Genomic DNA, 16,669 nt, shown 5'->3' with positions numbered 1-16,669 from the left:
CAAACACCCCAGGGATGCTCAAACAGGTCAAGCCTCGACGTGAACAGCGGATGAAAATTACCCCCTACAGGACCGTGGTCGCGCCCTTCCCGCCATGGCCCGCCTCGCTGGGCTACGGTTGAGCGAGTCTTGACGGCACCTTGGAACCTGGCGCCCCAAGACTCCGTCCAAGCATCTGCCGCGTCCCTCGCGGCAGGCACCCCACCGACCTGGATCCAATAGAGTCCTAGCCATGAGCCAGCCGGAATCCGCTGTCGCGGACGCCCAGGCGGGCGGCCGAAGCGGGCAGGAGCCGCTGGCCAAGCTCGCCGAGAGATACGGACTTCGCCGTGCCATCGCGCGGCCGAGGTTCCCTGTCTATCTGCGCCAGCTCTGGGAGCGGCGACACTTCATCCTGACGTACGCGACGTCCCGCAACGTCTCGAAGTACTCCAGCTCGGCCCTGGGCCAGCTGTGGCAGGTGCTGACCCCCCTCCTGAACGCCGGCATCTACTACGTGATGTTCGGCGTCATCCTGGGCGGCCGGGGCGGCATCGAGAACTACCCGGCCTTCCTGCTGACCGGGATGTTCGTCTTCACCTACACCCAGCGCGTGGTCACGGCGGGCGCCAAGTCGATCTCCGGCAACCTGTCGATGATCCGCGCCCTGCACTTCCCGCGCGCGTCGCTGCCGCTGGCGTACACGATCCAGGAGCTGCAGCAGCTCGCCATCTCCATGGGCGTGCTCCTCGTCATCGTGACGGCCACCGGCGAGTGGCCCACCTGGTTCTGGCTCATGATCCCGGTGGTGCTGGCGCTCCAGACGATGTTCAACATCGGGGCCAGCCTGGTGATCGCCCGGATGGGCGCCCAGATGCGCGACCTCAACCAGTTGCTGCCGTTCATCACCCGCACCTGGCTCTACGCCTCGGGTGTCTTCTTCTCGATCCAGGACAAGGTGGTCGGGTCCGCGAAGCTGCCCCAGTGGGTCGCCGACGTGATGTACCTGAACCCGACGGCTTCCTACATCGAGTGGATGCGCGACATCCTGATCAAGAGCTACCACCCGCAGAACGGGCACTACCCGCCGACCATGGTGTGGGTGTCTTGCGTATTCTGGGCAGTGTTCTCACTCGGCTTCGGCTTCTGGTACTTCTGGCGGTCCGAGGAGAGGTACGGGCGTGGCTGAACTGACCGAGGAGCTGTCACAGGTGAAGGGCGAGGAGCCCGGCGTCCCCGGCAAGGACGTGAGGGTGCACCCCAACCCGGAGCCCCGGGGCAAGAGTCCGCTCGACGTTCCCACGGGCACCCCGACCGTCATCGTCGACGACCTGCACATCGTCTACCGCGTCTACGGCACGGCCACCGACAACGAGAAGGGCAACGCGGTCAACGCCCTCACGCGCCTGCTGAAGCGCCAGGGCCGCCCGCAGATGAAGGAGGTCCACGCCGTCAAGGGCGTGACCTTCGTGGCCTACCACGGCGACGCCATCGGCATCGTGGGCCGCAACGGGTCGGGCAAGTCCACGTTGCTGCGCGCCATCGCCGGCCTGCTCCCGCCGCACGAGGGCGCCGTCTACACCGACGGCCAGCCCTCGCTGCTCGGCGTCAACGCCGCGCTCATGCGCGAGCTGACCGGTGAGCGCAACATCGTCCTCGGCTGTTACGCCATGGGCATGACGCCGGCGGAGGTCAAGGAGAAGTACCAGGAGATCGTCGACTTCTCCGGCATCGACGAGTTCGTCCAGCTGCCCATGTCCACGTACTCGTCGGGCATGGGCGCGCGGCTGCGCTTCGCCATCTCCTCGGCCAAGACCCACGACGTCCTGCTCATCGACGAGGCCCTGGCCACGGGCGACCGCGAGTTCCGCAAGAAGAGCGAGGCCCGCATCCGGCAGATCCGCGAGTCGGCCGGCACGGTCTTCCTGGTCGCCCACGACCTCAAGGTCATCGAGGAGACCTGCAACCGGGTCATCTGGCTGCACAAGGGCAAGATCCGGATGGACGGCGACCCCAAGGAAGTCATCGCCGCCTACAACAAGGGCTGAGCCCGCCCGCTTTTCGATCACCTGCGCGAAACGTGGGTGACTCGCGCGCCGAAACACTGACAGCGTGACTGCCGTTCCGATAGTATTCGAACGCGAATTCGATCCAAGGAACGCTGATGGAGTGGGGGCGCGCGATGGGAGAGCTTTCGGCCGCGATCGACCACCTGGCCATCGAAGACGTGGCCGAGATCCCCAGGATGCAGCTCGCCGAGCAGCTGCTTGAGCTTCACTGGCAGATGGCCCGGTTGCAGGCCCAGATAGCCCGGCGCACCGGCGTCCGGCTGCCCTAACGGCCCGCGCCGGACAAGGGGGGACAAGAGAAGGCCGCCGACCCCGTGGCGGGGCCGGCGGCGGGCTCGGCGCGGCGCCGCTGCCCTGCAGTCAGCGGCGGCTCGCGCGCGTGAACCTCCGGGCTGGAGCGCATCCGCCCAGACCCGTGGCGGGCCCGTCCGCCCGAGCGGCGGACCCGCGACCGACGCGCGGCAGTGCCGTCGGGGCGCTCGGCACCTTGTGAGCGCACCCCATCGGCCTGTCCTGTCGGTGCGACGACGCCCCCGTGGTTCCGCGGGCGTCCACCGACGCCGGGGAGAGCGGGAACCCGCCGTCGCGGGAACAACCTGGCACCTGAACGCGGGCCACCTCACGGCCGTCACGGCCGGTTCGCGAGCGTCGGCACCTTGGACGCCGGCGAACCGTCGCACGGCCCTCGGCGGGGCCGCGTGCGCGCGTCGTCACGTCATGTCCGGGACGCGCCCGCGCGGGTCACGTCCGCGACACGTCCGGGACGCGCCGCGCTCGCCTCAGTCGCGCACCCAGGAGCCCCGCACCGAGCTCGTCAGCGCGTCGCTGCTCCAGCCGAGGGCGGAGACCATGTCGCTGTAGGAGCCGGCGGCCTTGGAGCCGTTGGCCGAGACGAAGCCCGCGGTGTCCTGCATGAGCGGGGTGATCTCGTCGACGGAGGCGGTCCGGGTGGTGCCCGGCAGCGCCTCGACGACCGGCGCGGCCTCGACGGGGGCGACCTGCCCGACCATCGGCGCCAGCTCGCCGCCGGACGCGTGCGGCAGGGCCATCCTGGCGGCGCGGGTGAGCCCGCCCATCCCGGACTCCATGGACAGGTCGCGCAGGCCCTTGGTGGCGCCCGTCATGCTCGTGGTGGCGGTGCCGGCCGTGCCGGAGCCCGTGCCGGGCAGCAGCGCGCCGCCGCCCACCTTGCCCATCGCGCCGCCGACCGAGGCCCCGGCCAGGGCGGTCATCGTGTCCATGGCGCCGCGCAGCGGGGCGCTCGTGCCGGTGAGCCCGCCGTTGCTCTGGGGCGCGCCCTTGACCAGCGGCTGCGCCATGCGGGCGCCGCCGAGCAGCGGCAGCGACTTGGCCAGGCCCCGGCCGCCGCCGCCGATCGCGCCGCTGCCGAGGATGGGCGACAGCTCGGGCAGCGGGCCGCTCTGCTGGGTGACGTCCTCGGCCGCGTTCGGCGTCATCGCCAGGCTGGCGCGCCGGTTCTCGTCGGCGATGTCGCGCGCCCTGGCCTCGCCCGCGGCGTCCGCCGACTTGGCCTTGGCGGCCCCGGTCAGGCCGCCGAGGCCGCCGCCCAGGCTGCTGAGCAGCCCGCCGCCGAGCAGCCCGCCGAGCAGGTCGAGCGGGCCTCCGCTGGTGCCCCCGCCCAGGCCGTCCAGCGGGACGATCTTGGCGGTGTGAGTGAATTGAACTTCTGCTTGAGCTGGCACGGCCAAAGCCGCCGCCAAGCCGAATGCTGTGACGGCAACGGCCGCCTTGACTACTCGATTCATGATTGCCTTCCCGGCTCGTGATCGATCGCTCTCGAATGCGGTGGAAATGCGAATCGATAACCCCCGAATGCCGTGGCGCACACGCTATGGGCACCACACGAAGCGTGCTGTCACGGCTGAGCTACGGAAGCAGTTGTATCACTGACGGTGATCGCCCGCAGGCGGCCGGAAAGCCCATGTAGCAGGGTTTGCAGCCCGGTTACCGAGTAAAGGGGGAGCGTTGAGCGGAGAGACAAAACGGGAAATACCCCGGTTTTGATTTCGATTCCGCGCGGACCCGATCGCCATCGGGACCGCGACACCGACGTGCGCCCGCACGGCCCGCGAACAAGTGGTCGCATTAACAAATGTCACGGGCCGGGGGCGCACAATTCAGGGACGGTGGCGCGAGAACGCGACCACTCAGATGGGCAGCAAGGCGTCGGCCGGCTCGAACGGAAAACGCTCGGCGAACGCCGGCCGCAGATCCGTCAGCCAGACCGCCGACGGGTCGTACCGGGCGAAGAACGGCCGCCCGACCAGCTCCGGGTCGCGGGCCTGGATGAGATGCAGCACGAAGACGCGCTCACCGGCGATCTCGGTCACGCCGTCCACGCACACCTTGCCCGGCGTGGCCGACATGGACGGCCCCCGGACCGTACGGCAGAGCCCGGAGACGGTCGAGTAGGCGTCCCTGAAGATCTCGTACGCGCGGGCCAGCGGGACCGCGAAGTAGTCCTGCGGCCCGGTGTCGCGCTCGACGAACATGTAATAGGGAATCAGCCCCATCCGAAGCTGCCGCCGCCACATCGACGACCACACGGCTGGATCGTCGTTGATGGACCTGATCAGCGGCGCCTGGGTCCTGATGGTGGCCCCGCTGCCGAGGATGCGTTCGACCGCCGACTCCACCAGCGGCGACTCCAGCTCCCGCGGATGCGAGAAGTGGGCCATGAACGCCAGGTTCTTGCCGGCCTTCACCACCTCCTGGAACAGGCCGAGCGTGGCGTCGGCGTCGGGATCGGTGGTGAAGCGCTGCGGCCAGTAGGCCAGCGCCTTGGTGCCGATGCGGATCGATTCGAGCTGGTCGAGGCCGAGCAGCGGCTCGATGTAGCGCCTGATGACCGGCTCACCCATGATCATGGCGTCGCCGCCGGTGATCAGGACGCTGGTGACCTCGGGGTGGTGGCGGATGTAGGACACCATCCGGTCGATGTCGTCGGAGGCGAACTTCAGGTCGGCGTCCCCGATGAACTGCGCCCACCGGAAGCAGTAGGTGCAGTAGGCATGACAGGTCTGCCCCTGTTTAGGGAAGATCAGCACTGTCTCTGGATATTTGTGCTGCATGCCGGGCACCGGCTCGTCGCCCATCCGCGGGACGTTGAGCTCCTTCTGCCCGGCGGGATGCGGGTTGAGCTGCGCGCGTACGCGGTTGGCCTCGGCCTGGACCTCGCTGTTGGGCGCCTCGGCCTTGAGCAGATCGGCCAGCCTGGCCACGTCCGCGGCGGGAAGCATGTCCTCCTGTGGGAAGACGAGGCGGTAGATGGGATCGTCGGGCGCCGCCGACCAATCTATGAGTTCATCCACGACATAGGCGTTCGTCCGGAAGGGCAGCACCGTGGCCACGGCGCGGACCCTCAGCCGCTCCTCGTCGTCCAGCCCCGCCCGTCGCAGGAGCTCGTCGAGGTGCTTGGACGTGTACGCCTTGAAGCGTCGGGTACCTGCCTGGTTCAAGATCACTAGGCCTTTCCCATCTTTTTTGTTCGATCGCGTGTAAACCTCACGACCCAGTCGCGCGTCTACGGTTCTTAATATCCGGACGCGACGCGCCGCGTCCCCGGTTCCACTGGGCTCCAAGTTTCCTTGCAGGTTTGACACTCGCGACATATCGCGATTCGACATACACTGATTCATCGTGACCGAGGATCTCGACCTGCGCGCCTCCGACGCCGACCGCGACCGCGTCGCGGCCCTGCTGGGCGACGCGCTCGCCACCGGAAGACTCACCAGCGTCGAGCACGCCGACCGTCTGGAGATCGCCTACACGGCGAAGACGATCGGCGAGCTCGTCCCCCTCACCCGGGACCTGCCCCAGGTGTCCGCCCCGTCCGCCCTGCCCGAGGCCATCGAGCACCAGGTGATCAGCTCGAAGTTCAGCAAGATCGTGCGCAAGGGGCGCTGGGTCGCCTCCCGGCGCACCAAGCTGTCGGCCCGCTTCGGCGCCCTCGTCATCGACCTGTCCGACGCCGTGCTCCCCGGCCGGGAGATCACCATCGAGACCGACGCGAAGTTCAGCAAGATGATCGTCCGGGTGCCGGAGAACGCCCACGTGATCGACGAGGGCAGCTCGATCTTCGGCAAGCGGAACGTCAGCGGCGGCTCGGCGGGCGACGGCCCGCTGATCCGGGTCACCGGCTCGTCGAAGTTCTCCAAGGTCGTCGTGACCCGCGGCCTCGACGACTGGAACCTCCACTGACGGGCCCCCGCGACTGGAACCGCCGCGCCGGGGAAGCAGGGAGGTCCACCCGCCGGTCGACCTGACATCCGGCCTGCCTACGATGCGGACATACACGAGCCCGCGTACCGGCCCGGCCGGGCGACGGCGGGCTCGTCTGTCCCACGAGGTGACCATTGTCCGACAGCAGGCCCGTCGCGCTCGACGCCATGGGCGGCGACCACGCTCCCCACGAGATCGTGGCCGGCGCGGTCCACGCCGTACGGGAGCGCAAGCTGCCCATCGTGCTCGTCGGCTCACCCCGCATCCTGTACGAGGCCCTGGCCGACCACGACGCCACCAAAGAGGTCCCCATCGTCCGGGCTGAAGAGGCCCTGGCCATGGACGAAGGCGCCCTGGCCAGCCTGCGCCGCCCGCGCTCCAGCATCGCCATCGCCTGCCACCTCGTCCGCCGCGGCGACGCCTCGGCCGTGGTGTCGGCCGGCTCGACCGCGGGCATCGTCGCCACCGGCCGCCTCCGGCTCAAGGCCCAGCAGGGCGTCCTGCGACCGGCCATCGCCGTGGCGCTCCCGACGCTCCCCACCCCCACCCTCCTGGTGGACGCCGGCGCCAACGCCGAGGTCAAACCGGAGATGCTGGTGCAGTTCGCCCACCTCGGCGCGGCCTACGCCGAGCTGGCCTACGACATCCCCGAGCCCCGGATCGGCCTGCTCACCATCGGCAGCGAGGCGGAGAAGGGCAACAAGCTCGTCAAACGCGCCCACGAACTGCTGCAGTCCTCCCCCGGCATCCGCTTCACCGGCAACGTCGAGGGCCACGACCTGCTCACCGGCAAGGTCGACGTCGTCACCACGGACGGCTTCACCGGCAACGTCGCCCTCAAGACCATGGAAGGCGCGGTCCGGTACGCCTTCGGCGAGCTGGCCGAGACCATCGGCGAGAGCAGGATCGCCAAGTTCGGCGCGCTCATGCAACGCGGCCGCCTGCGCGAGCTGCGCCGGCGCCTCGACGCCGAGGCCCACGGCGGCGCCGTCCTGCTCGGGCTGAACGGGACGGTGGTGATCGCCCACGGCTCCTCCAGGGCGCCCGCGATCAGCGCCGCCTGCCAGGTCGCCGCCGACCTCTCCGCGGGCGGCGTCGTCGCCAGGATCGGCGACCGGATCGCCGCCACGCATCGCTCACACAGACTCTGGTGACGCCGTAGTGTGTGAGACCGATCCACAGGAACGGGGGAAATGTGGACGGCCTCACCTCAGCACAGGTCGCGGGGGCGAAGACCAACGAGGTGCCGCGGCGGTCGAGCAGATCGCTCAGCGCGATCATCAGGGCGAACGTGTTCACCCTGTTCAACCTGGTCATCGGCGTGCTCTGGGCGCTGATCCTGATCTTCGGCGAGTGGCAGGACGGCCTGTTCGGCCTGGTGATCGTGGCCAACGCGCTGATCGGCATCGTCCAGGAGCTGCGCGCCAAGCGCACCCTCGACAAGCTCGCCGTGATCAACGAGGCTCCGGTCCGCGTCCGCCGCGACGGCCGTGAGCAACAGGTCGAGCCGCACCGGGTCGTCCTCGGCGACCTGGTGCTGCTCGGCTCCGGCGACCGCCTGCTGGTCGACGGCGAGGTCGTCGGCTCCGACGGCCTGGAGGTCGACGAGTCGCTGCTGACCGGCGAGGCCGACCCGGTGCACAAGAAGCCCGGCGACCAGGTGTTGTCGGGCAGCTTCGCGGTCGCCGGCGCCGGCGCGTACGTCGCCACCCGCGTCGGCACCGACGCCTACGCCGTACGGCTGGCGGAGGAGGCCAGCAAGTTCCACCTCGCCCACTCCGAGCTGCGCGAGGGCGTGGCGAACTTCATCAAGTACATCACCTGGCTGGTCGTGCCGATCGGCGCCCTGCTGATCTACAGCCAGCTGCACAACTCCGCCGACTTCTCCACCGCCATCACCGGCGCGGTCGCCGGCATCGTCACCATGATCCCCGAGGGCCTGGTGCTGATGACCTCGATCGCGTTCGCCGTCGGCGTCATCCGCCTCGGCCGGCGCAAGTGCCTGGTCCAGGAGCTGCCCGCGATCGAGGGCCTGGCCAGGGTCGACGTGCTCTGCCTGGACAAGACCGGCACCCTCACCGCCGGCGGCATGGACCTCGACCAGGTGCTCCCGCTGCGCGACGGCCAGCCGGTCGAGCCCGCGCTGGCCGCCCTGGCCCACCTCGACGCCCGTCCGAACGCCACCGCCCAGGCCATCAGGGCCCGCTACCCCGCCCCCGCCGACGGCTGGTCGGCGACCTCGTCCGTGCCCTTCTCCTCGGCCCGCAAGTGGAGCGGCGCCGACTTCGGCGGGCACGGCGCCTGGCTGCTGGGCGCCCCCGACGTGCTGCTGCACGACGGCGACGGCTACGACAGGGCCGCCGAGCTGGCCGCCACCGGCACCCGCGTGCTCGTCCTGTGCCGCACGCCCGATTTGCGAGCCGCCCAGGACGGCGGGCCCGTCGAGGCCGTCGCGCTGGTCACCCTCAGGCAGCGGATCAGGCCCGACGCGCTCAAGACCCTCGGCTACTTCGCCCAGCAGGGCGTCACGGTCAAGGTGATCTCCGGCGACAACCCGGAGGCGGTCTCCGCCATCGCCATGAGCCTGAAGATCCCCGGCGGCGACCGTTCCATCGACGCCAGGACGCTCCCCCACGACGACCCCGTCAAGCTCGGCGAGCTGCTCGACTCCCACACCGTGTTCGGCCGGGTCAGCCCGCAGCAGAAGCGGCAGTTCGTCGGCGCGCTGCAGGCCCGCGGGCACACCGTGGCCATGACCGGCGACGGCGTCAACGACGTCCTCGCCCTCAAGGACGCCGACCTCGGCATCGCCATGGGCGCGGGCAGCCCGGCCACCAAGGCGGTGGCCCAGGTGGTGCTGCTGGACGACAAGTTCGCCACGCTGCCGCACGTCGTCGGCGAGGGCCGCCGGGTGCTGGCCAACATCGAACGCGTCTCCAACCTCTTCCTCACCAAGACCTTCTACGCGATCGTGTTGTCGCTGGCCGTCGGCGTGGCCGGGGTGATGTTCCCGTTCGCGCCCCGCCACTCCACCCTCACCAACGCGCTGACCATCGGCATCCCGGCGTTCTTCCTGGCGCTCGCGCCCACTGTCGAACGGGCGCGGCCGGGGTTCGTCCGGCGGGTGCTGCGCTTCGCCGTGCCGGCGGGGGTGTTGTGCGCGGTCGCGGTGCTGCTGTCGTTCTGGGCGGCGCACAGCGGCACCTCCACCCTGACCGAGGACCAGACGTCCGCGGTGATCACTCTCTTCCTCACCACGTGGTGGGTGCTCGTGCTGATCACCAGGCCGCTCAACTGGTGGCGGATCACGCTGCTGGCGTCCATGGCGGGGCTCTTCGCGCTCGCACTGTCGCTGCCGCCCGTCCGGCGCTTCTTCGCCCTCGCCCCCGGCGACCTCAGCAACGACCTGACGGCCGTCGGCATCTCCCTGGTGGCCGCTGTTGCGATCAGCATCGCGGTCAAGGTCGCCGGTACCCTTAGAACATGACCGACCCGCAGATAGTGCTCACCGAGCGCGTCCAGCAGGCGCTGGCCAACGCGTTCGGCGCCGAGCACGCCGACGCAGACCCGCTGATCCGGCCCTCCCAGTTCGCCGACTTCCAGGCGAACGTCGCGATGAGCCTGGCCAAGCGCCTGCGACGGTCCCCGCGGGAGGTCGCCGAGGCGATCAAGGCCGAGCTGTCCGACTTCCCCGGCACGGTCGAGGTCAGCGGCCCCGGCTTCCTCAACATCACGCTCGCCGACTCCTGGATCGAGTCCCAGGCCGCGGGCATGCGCGACGACCAGCGCCTCGGCGTCGGCACCAGCACGCCCGCGCAGACCATTGTGATCGACTACTCCGCGCCCAACGCGGCCAAGGAGATGCACGTCGGCCACCTGCGCACCACCATCGTCGGCGACTCCCTGGCCCGCCTGCACGAACACCTCGGCAACAAGGTGATCAGGCAGAACCACCTCGGCGACTGGGGCACCCCGTTCGGCATGCTCATCGAGCACCTGCTCGACATCGGCGAGCCGGCCGCGGTCGCCCAGCTCGAAGCGGGCATGGGCACCGAGTTCTACCAGGCGGCGCGGGCCAAGTTCGACGCCGACGAGGGGTTCAAGCAGCGCGCCCGGGTCCGGGTCACCACCCTCCAGTCGGGCGACCCGGCCACCATGCGCCTGTGGCACGTCTTCATGGACGCCACCGTCCGCTACTTCAACAAGGTCTACTCCCTGCTCGGCGTCACGCTGACCGACGCCGACCTCGCCGGCGAGAGCATGTACAACCCCATGCTGGAGAAGACCTGCGCCGACCTCGAGTCGTCGGGCGTCGCCGTCCACAGCGAGGGCGCGCTCTGCCTGTTCCCGCCCGGCTTCACCGGCTCCGACGACAAGCCCCTGCCGCTCATCATCAGGAAGAGCGACGGCGGCTACGGCTACGCCTCCACCGACATGGCGGCGATCCGCTACCGCGTCCACGACCTGAAGGCCGACCGCATCCTCTACGTGGTGGGCGCCGACCAGGCGCTGCACTTCCGCATGGTGTTCGCCTCCGCGCAGATGGCCGGCTGGCTGCCCGACACCGTCTCGGCCGAACACGTCCAGATCGGCATGATGCTCGGCAAGGACGGCCGCCGCTTCAAGACCAGGTCGGGCGAGTCCATCAAGCTGATGGACCTGCTCCAGGAGGGCGTCGAGCGGGCCTCGGCGGCCATCGCCGAACGCGGCTACGACGAGGCCACCCGCAACGAGATCGCCCTCGCCGTCGGCATGGGCGCGGTGAAGTACGCCGACCTGTCGGTCAGCCACGACAGCGAATACGTCTTCGACTACGACCGCATGCTGGGCTTCACCGGAAACACCGGCCCCTACATGCAGTACGCCACCGCCCGCATCCGATCCATCTTCCGCAAGGCGGACATGGAGCCGGCGGCCGCCACGTCCCCGATCCTGCTGGCCGAGCCCGCCGAGCGCGCCCTGGCCCTGCACCTGCTCGGCTTCGGCACGCTCATCGAAGAGGTCACCGCCCGCTCCGAGCCCCACCGGCTGTGCAACTTCCTCTTCGAGACGTCGAGCCTGTTCAGCACCTTCTACGAGCAGTGCCCGGTGCTGCGGTCCGACGTCGAGCCCGAGACCCGCGCCTCGCGGCTGGCCCTGTGCGCGCTGACGCTGCGCGTGCTCGAAACCGGCCTCGACCTTCTGGGCGTCCCCGTCCCCGACCGTATGTAACAGGCAGTTGGCTCAAAGTCTCCCGTTCCGTCATGGGCGCGCCTCCACCGGGTTGGCGCGCCCTAACGGCTAGGCTTTACGCGGTCATGAACTGAGGCCGAAATGGGGGAGTTCTCTGCCTTGAGCACGGACCTGACTGCGAGCCCCCAAGCAGCGACGGAGTTGCAACGCTACGCCGAGGCGCTGCTGGCGCACCTCGCCGCCAATGGCACCGCTCCTCCCGCCGCTCCGGGCTTTCGCGACATACCCGGCCACTGGCTGCCCCCTGCCGTCGAAGCGCTGGTCGCCATCCTCGCCGGCGACGACCCGCTCGAACCGCTGAGCAGGGCCGCCGGCCGCGACCAGCAGCAGACCGCGCTCTTCCTGTGCCTGGCCCTGGCGGTGTCCGGGCAGGGCAGCCGGATCCACGCCTCCTGGCTCGGCACGGCCTTCGGCGAGCTGTCGCTCGACCGTCCCGTCACCCACGGCCAGCGCTCGCTCTGGCTGGCCGCCGCCCGCGGCGCCTACGGCCCGGCCGGCAAGATCTTCGTGCTGCGCAAGCTCGACGCGCTGGCCGTGCAGGAGCACGCCGACGTCGAGGAGTGGGTGCAGGCGCTGGTGCCCGGCGAGCCCGCGGTCGTCGTCCCGCCGTCGCTGGCCGACTTCCCCGAGATGGCCGAAATCCCCGACCTGGCCCGTCCGGCGGTCGCGGCCGCCCGCCTGGCCAGGCTGCGCGGCCGCTGCGCCGAGATCACTTCGGCCCGGCAGGCCGACCACGACTCCGCCGCCCCGCTCAGCAACAGCTCGGCCAGCCCGGCCGCGTCCTGGGCCGAGGACGAGCCGCTGGCGGTCCTGCGCGCCCAGATCGGGCAGGGCGGCCCGGCCGGCCCGATGGCCTCGCTCATCTCCCACCTGCTCGACGACCTGCGTCCCGGCGCCGACCCGCACCTGGCCGCCATCGCCCTGCACGTCGCCGCGCCTATCCTGCGCGGCCTGGCCGAGGAGCTCGAAGCCGACAGCCGGCTGACGCCGCCGGCCACGCTGACCGTCCCGCTGCTCGGCCACCGCATCCACCTGCGCCCCGAAGGCCCCGACGAGACCTCGATCGCCACGGCGGAGCACGCCATCCTCACCGAGGGCGTCGTGCCGCGCGGCCGGCCGTGGGCCGCGTTCGTGCTGATCGTGGCGGGTGTCGCGTGCCTGGCCGGAGCGGCGTTCAGCGCCTCGCTCCTGCTGGCCGCCGCCGGGGTGGCCATGCTCGGGCTGGGCGGCTGGCAGCTCTGGCAGCGCCACAAGACCATCGTCGCCGACGCTCGTTACGTGGCCGGCCAGGTCAACGAGCTGAAGGAGCTGGCCGAGGGCGCCGTCTGGGCCCTGCACGCCTACGCCAGAGAAGCGGACGCACGCGCGAAACAGGCCGCTGACGATGCAGCCGAGCTCACCCGGCTGATTCGTCGCGGCCCGCGCGCTGCTTAGACCCGATCAGGTCGTCTCGATCTCCACGTGCGCCGGCGCGAGCAGGAACACGCGATCGGCGATGCGCTCGATCCGACCCTCGCAACCGAACGCGAGCCCGGCGGCGAAGTCGACCATCCTCGTCGCCTCGGGCATCGCCATGCCCGTGACGTCCATGATCACCGTCTGCCCGTCACGGAAGTGCTGACCGATCAACGGTGCGTCGTTGTACTTGAGCGGCTGGACCATGACGATTCGCGACGCGTCGACGTTCGCGCGCCACCGCCGGGCGGCCCGCTCCGTCGCCGGAACGTACTCGTCCTCGTAGTGCTCGTCGTCGTCATAGCCGTCGTCGTAGTGATCGACCCCGCTCAGGCCAAGGTAGTTCACCACCTTGCGCACTGCCCCCATCGGCTTGTCCTTTCCTCAGGAACTCACCGTAATCGGCACGTCCCTACACATTGGACGGTAACCGACGATTCCGCATTCGCCACGCGACACGCCCAGCCCTAATTCCATTTTGTACGGCTTGCAACCCGCTTGCATCTGGATATCCGTCCCCCCGTATAGCATCGGCCACATGCGCCTGTTCACTGTAGACGCCTTCACCGACACAGCTTTCAAGGGTAATCCCGCAGGTGTCTGCCTGCTGGACTCTCCGGTTACTGATGGGTGGATGCAGAGCGTAGCCGCCGAGATGAACCTCTCCGAGACCGCCTTCCTGCTCGGCGATTCCCTGCGGTGGTTCACCCCTGTGGTCGAGGTCACTCTCTGCGGTCATGCCACGCTGGCGACCGCTCACGTTCTGTATTCGACCGGCGCCGCGACCGGCCCTGTCGAATTCCGCACAGCCGGCGGAACGCTAACGGTGAATCGCGCCGCCGGAGACCTCATCACGATGGATTTCCCGGCCAAGGAGGTGACGCCCGTCACGGTTCCCGACGGCCTGGAGAAAGCGCTCGGAGCCACCCCGGTCCGGGTCGGGAAAAGCGACCTGGACCTGCTGGTCGAGGTCGATTCAGAGGAGACGGTACGCACCCTGCGCCCCGACATCCCGGCCCTGTCGGCAGTGGAGGCGCGCGGCGTCATCGTCACCGCCCGCGGCACCGGCACGGATTTCGTCTCACGATTCTTCGCTCCCCAAGTGGGCGTCGCCGAGGATCCGGTGACGGGTTCGGCCCACTGCGCCCTGTCGCCGTACTGGTCCGCGCGGCTCGGCCGCACGGCTCTGACCGGTGCGCAGCTCTCCGCCAGAGGCGGCCTGGTCCACACCCGCCTCGACGGCGACCGCGTCCACCTCGCCGGCCATGCCGTGACCATCCTCACCGGCACACTCCTCACGCCCAGGTAAAAACTTCCTTACCCTCCTTGCTTCCCTCCACTCGGCTGTCTAACCTACAAATCGAGTTGGAGGTTAGCTACCACGACAGAAGCAGGAGGTTCGGAACCATGCTGCTGACTACGATCGACCCGTTCTTCCAGGAGTTCGAGCGCCAGTTCAACCGGCTGGCCCGCCAGACCTTCGACAACGGCGGCGCCGCCACGATGCCGATGGACGGCCTGCGCCGCGACGACGACGTCGTCCTGCGCTTCGACCTGCCCGGCATCGACCCGGACTCCATCGAGGTGACCGTCGACCGGGGCGTCCTCACCGTCAGCGCCCGTCGCGAGGAAGAGATCGCCGAGAACGAACGGCTGTTCGTTCGCGAGCGCCCGATGGGCACGTTCACCAGGCGCGTCTACCTCTCGGAGCACCTTGACAGCGACCGCATCGACGCCGGCTACGCCAACGGCGTGCTCACCGTGCGCATCCCGGTCCTCGAACGCGCCAAACCGCGCAAGGTGGAGATCCGGCGCAACGACACGAAGGCCATCCGGGCCTGACCCGGCACCGGGGGCGGGCATCCCGGCCCCGCCCCCGAACCCCGAGGAGGCCACGATGCCCGCGCTGCCCTTCGACGACGAACACGCCCCGCTCTACTCCCTGGGCCAGGTCGCCGAGATGCTCCAGGTCCGCCAGGCCTACCTCCGCCGCCTGGACGAACACGACGTCATCAGCCCGAGCCGCTCGTCCGGCGGCCAACGCCGCTACTCCCGCAGCGACATCCTGATCGTCCAGCACGTGACCGACCTCGCCGACCAGGGCATGACCCTGATCGCCATCCGCCGCATCCTGGAACTCGAACGCGAACTCGCCGACGTCCGCCGGCAACTCAAAGAAGCCCGCGCCCGCCTCGGCGACCCCGCCTAGCATGCGGCGCCCCTGAGCGAGGTGCGCTTCCTCTCCTCTCCTCCACAAGGCCAGCGGACCCCCTGGGCGATCGCGACGACGAACACCAGCCCTCCAGAGCCTGCCCAGACCGCCAGCGCCGAGCTGCCCGCCCTCCACCATCCCCACCGCCTGCCGCATCACCGCAGGTAGTCACGACCCCCGCCCACCGGCTACCGCCCACCGGCTACCGGCTACCGGCTACCGGCTACCGGGTCAAGCATCGCCCCCAGCCCCCCGCCACCGGGTCGCCCCAGGCACAAACGCCACCCCGTCTTGTCGGGCATAGGATGCGCCCTTACCGCACCGCCGCCGGACCCCGACAGGACTCGCCCGCCATGAACCCCCACCACGAACACCTTCGCACCCGGTTCCGAACCGCTCCGCTCCAACCCCCGCCCCCACCCTGGCGCCCCCTGCCGCCAGTAGCAGTCGGAGGCTTGACCGGCGTCGGCTTCGCCGTACACCCCGAATCGGGCGAGGACCTCATCCTCGTGACCTCTCACCAGGGACGCGGCGTCCTCAACTGCGTCACCGGCCAGCGCACAGCACGCGACCCCGACCCAGAACCAGCCTGGCCGGACGACTACACCCTCACCTGCCAAGGCATAGGACCTCTGACAGGCACCCCCATCAAGATCTCCGGCCTCCTGGGCGGCGGACTGCACACGACCACCACGAATGGATGGTCCATCGATGTGGTCACCCCCGACTGGCCCATCGAAAGCGTCCTGCTGTCCAGTGGCGGTGACCCCTACCGCGACGAACCCGGATCAACCTGGTGGCACATCCACCGCGAAGAGGGCTGCGAGCTCCGCACAGCCGGCTTCTCCCCCACGGGCCGCACACTGGCCATCGCCTCCAGCTGCACACTGACCCTCTTCGCCCACCCCTGACATCCAGCCAACTGCCATGGCCTCAGAACGGCCAGTCTGCCGAGCCTCAGCAAGCTCGCGCTGACACCCAGCCCAGGTCCCATGCCAACACCAGCCCGGCTCCTGGAGTGCACAGCTACGCCACCAGTCCGGACAGTTGAGTGGGGACATCCGACAGGCCGGCAACAGCACTGATGGGCGTGGCCGACAGAGACAAAGCCCCAGGCATGAGCAGGACTTCGGCGACAGCACCTCGTTCCGGTCATCGCGCAGTCCCGGTCACCGCCGAAGGCAGGTCTGCCTCTATGGCGCGGCCCCCACGGCTCGCTATTGGCTGTTGCAGCTGCCAGGAGCCGCTCGTAGGGGCGCGCAACACCCTGACAGTGTCTCCTCCCCCGCAGAGTGACGCCGAAGTGTCAGCGTACTCATTGGTGTGCAGACCTGAGTACGGACAAGCGTGCAGACCCTAAGTCTCCAAAACGGGCCGGCTCGGATTGACCAGAGGCGGAACCGACTGGAATCCACCGAAGGCGCCACCTGCCCCTTGCGACAGCGCACCCTCCAGCGCCGCAAGCCGATTTACTGACCCA

The 16,669-nt window shown here is 69.6% G+C and carries 15 protein-coding genes; 12 read left to right on the top strand and 3 right to left on the bottom strand.

From position 1 onward, the window contains the following. Window positions 1-232: 232 nt before the first annotated feature. From AB0C33_RS42275 to AB0C33_RS42265, 3 genes are all read left to right on the top strand, one after another. Window positions 233-1,168 (top strand): ABC transporter permease, encoded by a 936-nt coding sequence (locus tag AB0C33_RS42275; RefSeq protein ID WP_352320850.1) that lies wholly within the window; start codon window positions 233-235, stop codon window positions 1,166-1,168. After that, window positions 1,161-2,027, top strand: coding sequence for an ABC transporter ATP-binding protein (locus tag AB0C33_RS42270; RefSeq protein WP_352320848.1), 867 nt, complete (start codon window positions 1,161-1,163; stop codon window positions 2,025-2,027). The genes AB0C33_RS42275 and AB0C33_RS42270 overlap by 8 nt, the downstream gene beginning before the upstream one ends. Window positions 2,028-2,161: 134 nt before the next feature. Beyond that, window positions 2,162-2,317 (top strand): hypothetical protein, encoded by a 156-nt coding sequence (locus AB0C33_RS42265; RefSeq protein WP_185845322.1) that lies wholly within the window; start codon window positions 2,162-2,164, stop codon window positions 2,315-2,317. A 510-nt stretch (window positions 2,318-2,827) separates the two neighbouring features. On the opposite strand, the gene AB0C33_RS42260 is transcribed toward AB0C33_RS42265, so the two are convergent. Together AB0C33_RS42260 and AB0C33_RS42255 are read right to left on the bottom strand one after the other, a co-directional pair. Further along, on the bottom strand, window positions 2,828-3,751 hold the full coding sequence (locus AB0C33_RS42260) for a hypothetical protein (protein WP_358298715.1): 924 nt from the start codon (window positions 3,749-3,751) through the stop codon (window positions 2,828-2,830). Between the two features lie 465 nt (window positions 3,752-4,216). Continuing rightward, a complete protein-coding gene (locus AB0C33_RS42255) occupies window positions 4,217-5,533 on the bottom strand; it encodes a lysine 2,3-aminomutase (RefSeq protein WP_358298713.1) in 1,317 nt (438 codons plus the stop codon). A gap of 175 nt (window positions 5,534-5,708) precedes the next feature. Between AB0C33_RS42255 and AB0C33_RS42250 the strand changes: the two genes are divergently transcribed. The 5 genes from AB0C33_RS42250 (at window position 5,709) to AB0C33_RS42230 (ending at window position 12,956) form a co-directional block, all read left to right on the top strand. Continuing rightward, complete coding sequence (locus tag AB0C33_RS42250; RefSeq protein WP_352361759.1) at window positions 5,709-6,269, top strand: DUF1707 domain-containing protein; 561 nt, start codon at window positions 5,709-5,711, stop codon at window positions 6,267-6,269. Between the two features lie 155 nt (window positions 6,270-6,424). Then, entirely contained in the window at window positions 6,425-7,444 is a 1,020-nt protein-coding gene (gene plsX, locus AB0C33_RS42245; RefSeq protein ID WP_358298711.1) for a phosphate acyltransferase PlsX, read from the top strand. 41 nt (window positions 7,445-7,485) lie between these two features. Continuing rightward, on the top strand, window positions 7,486-9,777 hold the full coding sequence (locus AB0C33_RS42240; RefSeq protein WP_358298709.1) for an HAD-IC family P-type ATPase: 2,292 nt from the start codon (window positions 7,486-7,488) through the stop codon (window positions 9,775-9,777). Continuing rightward, window positions 9,774-11,501 carry an arginine--tRNA ligase gene (gene argS / locus AB0C33_RS42235; RefSeq protein WP_358298708.1) on the top strand — a complete coding sequence of 576 codons (1,728 nt, stop codon included), beginning with the start codon at window positions 9,774-9,776 and terminating at the stop codon, window positions 11,499-11,501. The genes AB0C33_RS42240 and argS overlap by 4 nt, the downstream gene beginning before the upstream one ends. A 120-nt stretch (window positions 11,502-11,621) precedes the next feature. Next, on the top strand, window positions 11,622-12,956 hold the full coding sequence (locus AB0C33_RS42230; protein ID WP_358298706.1) for a hypothetical protein: 1,335 nt from the start codon (window positions 11,622-11,624) through the stop codon (window positions 12,954-12,956). Window positions 12,957-12,962: 6 nt separating this feature from the next. Here AB0C33_RS42230 and AB0C33_RS42225 read toward each other — a convergent pair whose 3' ends face one another. Further along, window positions 12,963-13,346, bottom strand: a complete 384-nt coding sequence (locus AB0C33_RS42225) for a cell division protein SepF (RefSeq protein WP_352320833.1) — start codon at window positions 13,344-13,346, stop codon at window positions 12,963-12,965. A gap of 169 nt (window positions 13,347-13,515) precedes the next feature. Here AB0C33_RS42225 and AB0C33_RS42220 point away from each other — a divergent pair, with 169 nt between their 5' ends. From AB0C33_RS42220 to AB0C33_RS42205, 4 genes are all read left to right on the top strand, one after another. Further along, complete coding sequence (locus tag AB0C33_RS42220; RefSeq protein WP_358298704.1) at window positions 13,516-14,286, top strand: PhzF family phenazine biosynthesis protein; 771 nt, start codon at window positions 13,516-13,518, stop codon at window positions 14,284-14,286. Between the two features lie 98 nt (window positions 14,287-14,384). Beyond that, a complete protein-coding gene (locus AB0C33_RS42215; protein ID WP_358298702.1) occupies window positions 14,385-14,819 on the top strand; it encodes an Hsp20/alpha crystallin family protein in 435 nt (144 codons plus the stop codon). 55 nt (window positions 14,820-14,874) lie between these two features. Next, on the top strand, window positions 14,875-15,186 hold the full coding sequence (locus tag AB0C33_RS42210) for a MerR family transcriptional regulator (protein WP_358298700.1): 312 nt from the start codon (window positions 14,875-14,877) through the stop codon (window positions 15,184-15,186). Between the two features lie 458 nt (window positions 15,187-15,644). Further along, window positions 15,645-16,100, top strand: coding sequence for a hypothetical protein (locus AB0C33_RS42205; protein ID WP_358298698.1), 456 nt, complete (start codon window positions 15,645-15,647; stop codon window positions 16,098-16,100). Window positions 16,101-16,669: the final 569 nt, after the last annotated feature.

Source organism: Nonomuraea sp. NPDC048881, assembly GCF_040649795.1.
Taxonomy (GTDB): Bacteria; Actinomycetota; Actinomycetes; order Streptosporangiales; family Streptosporangiaceae; genus Nonomuraea.
This window is presented reverse-complemented; position numbering and strand designations above follow the sequence as displayed.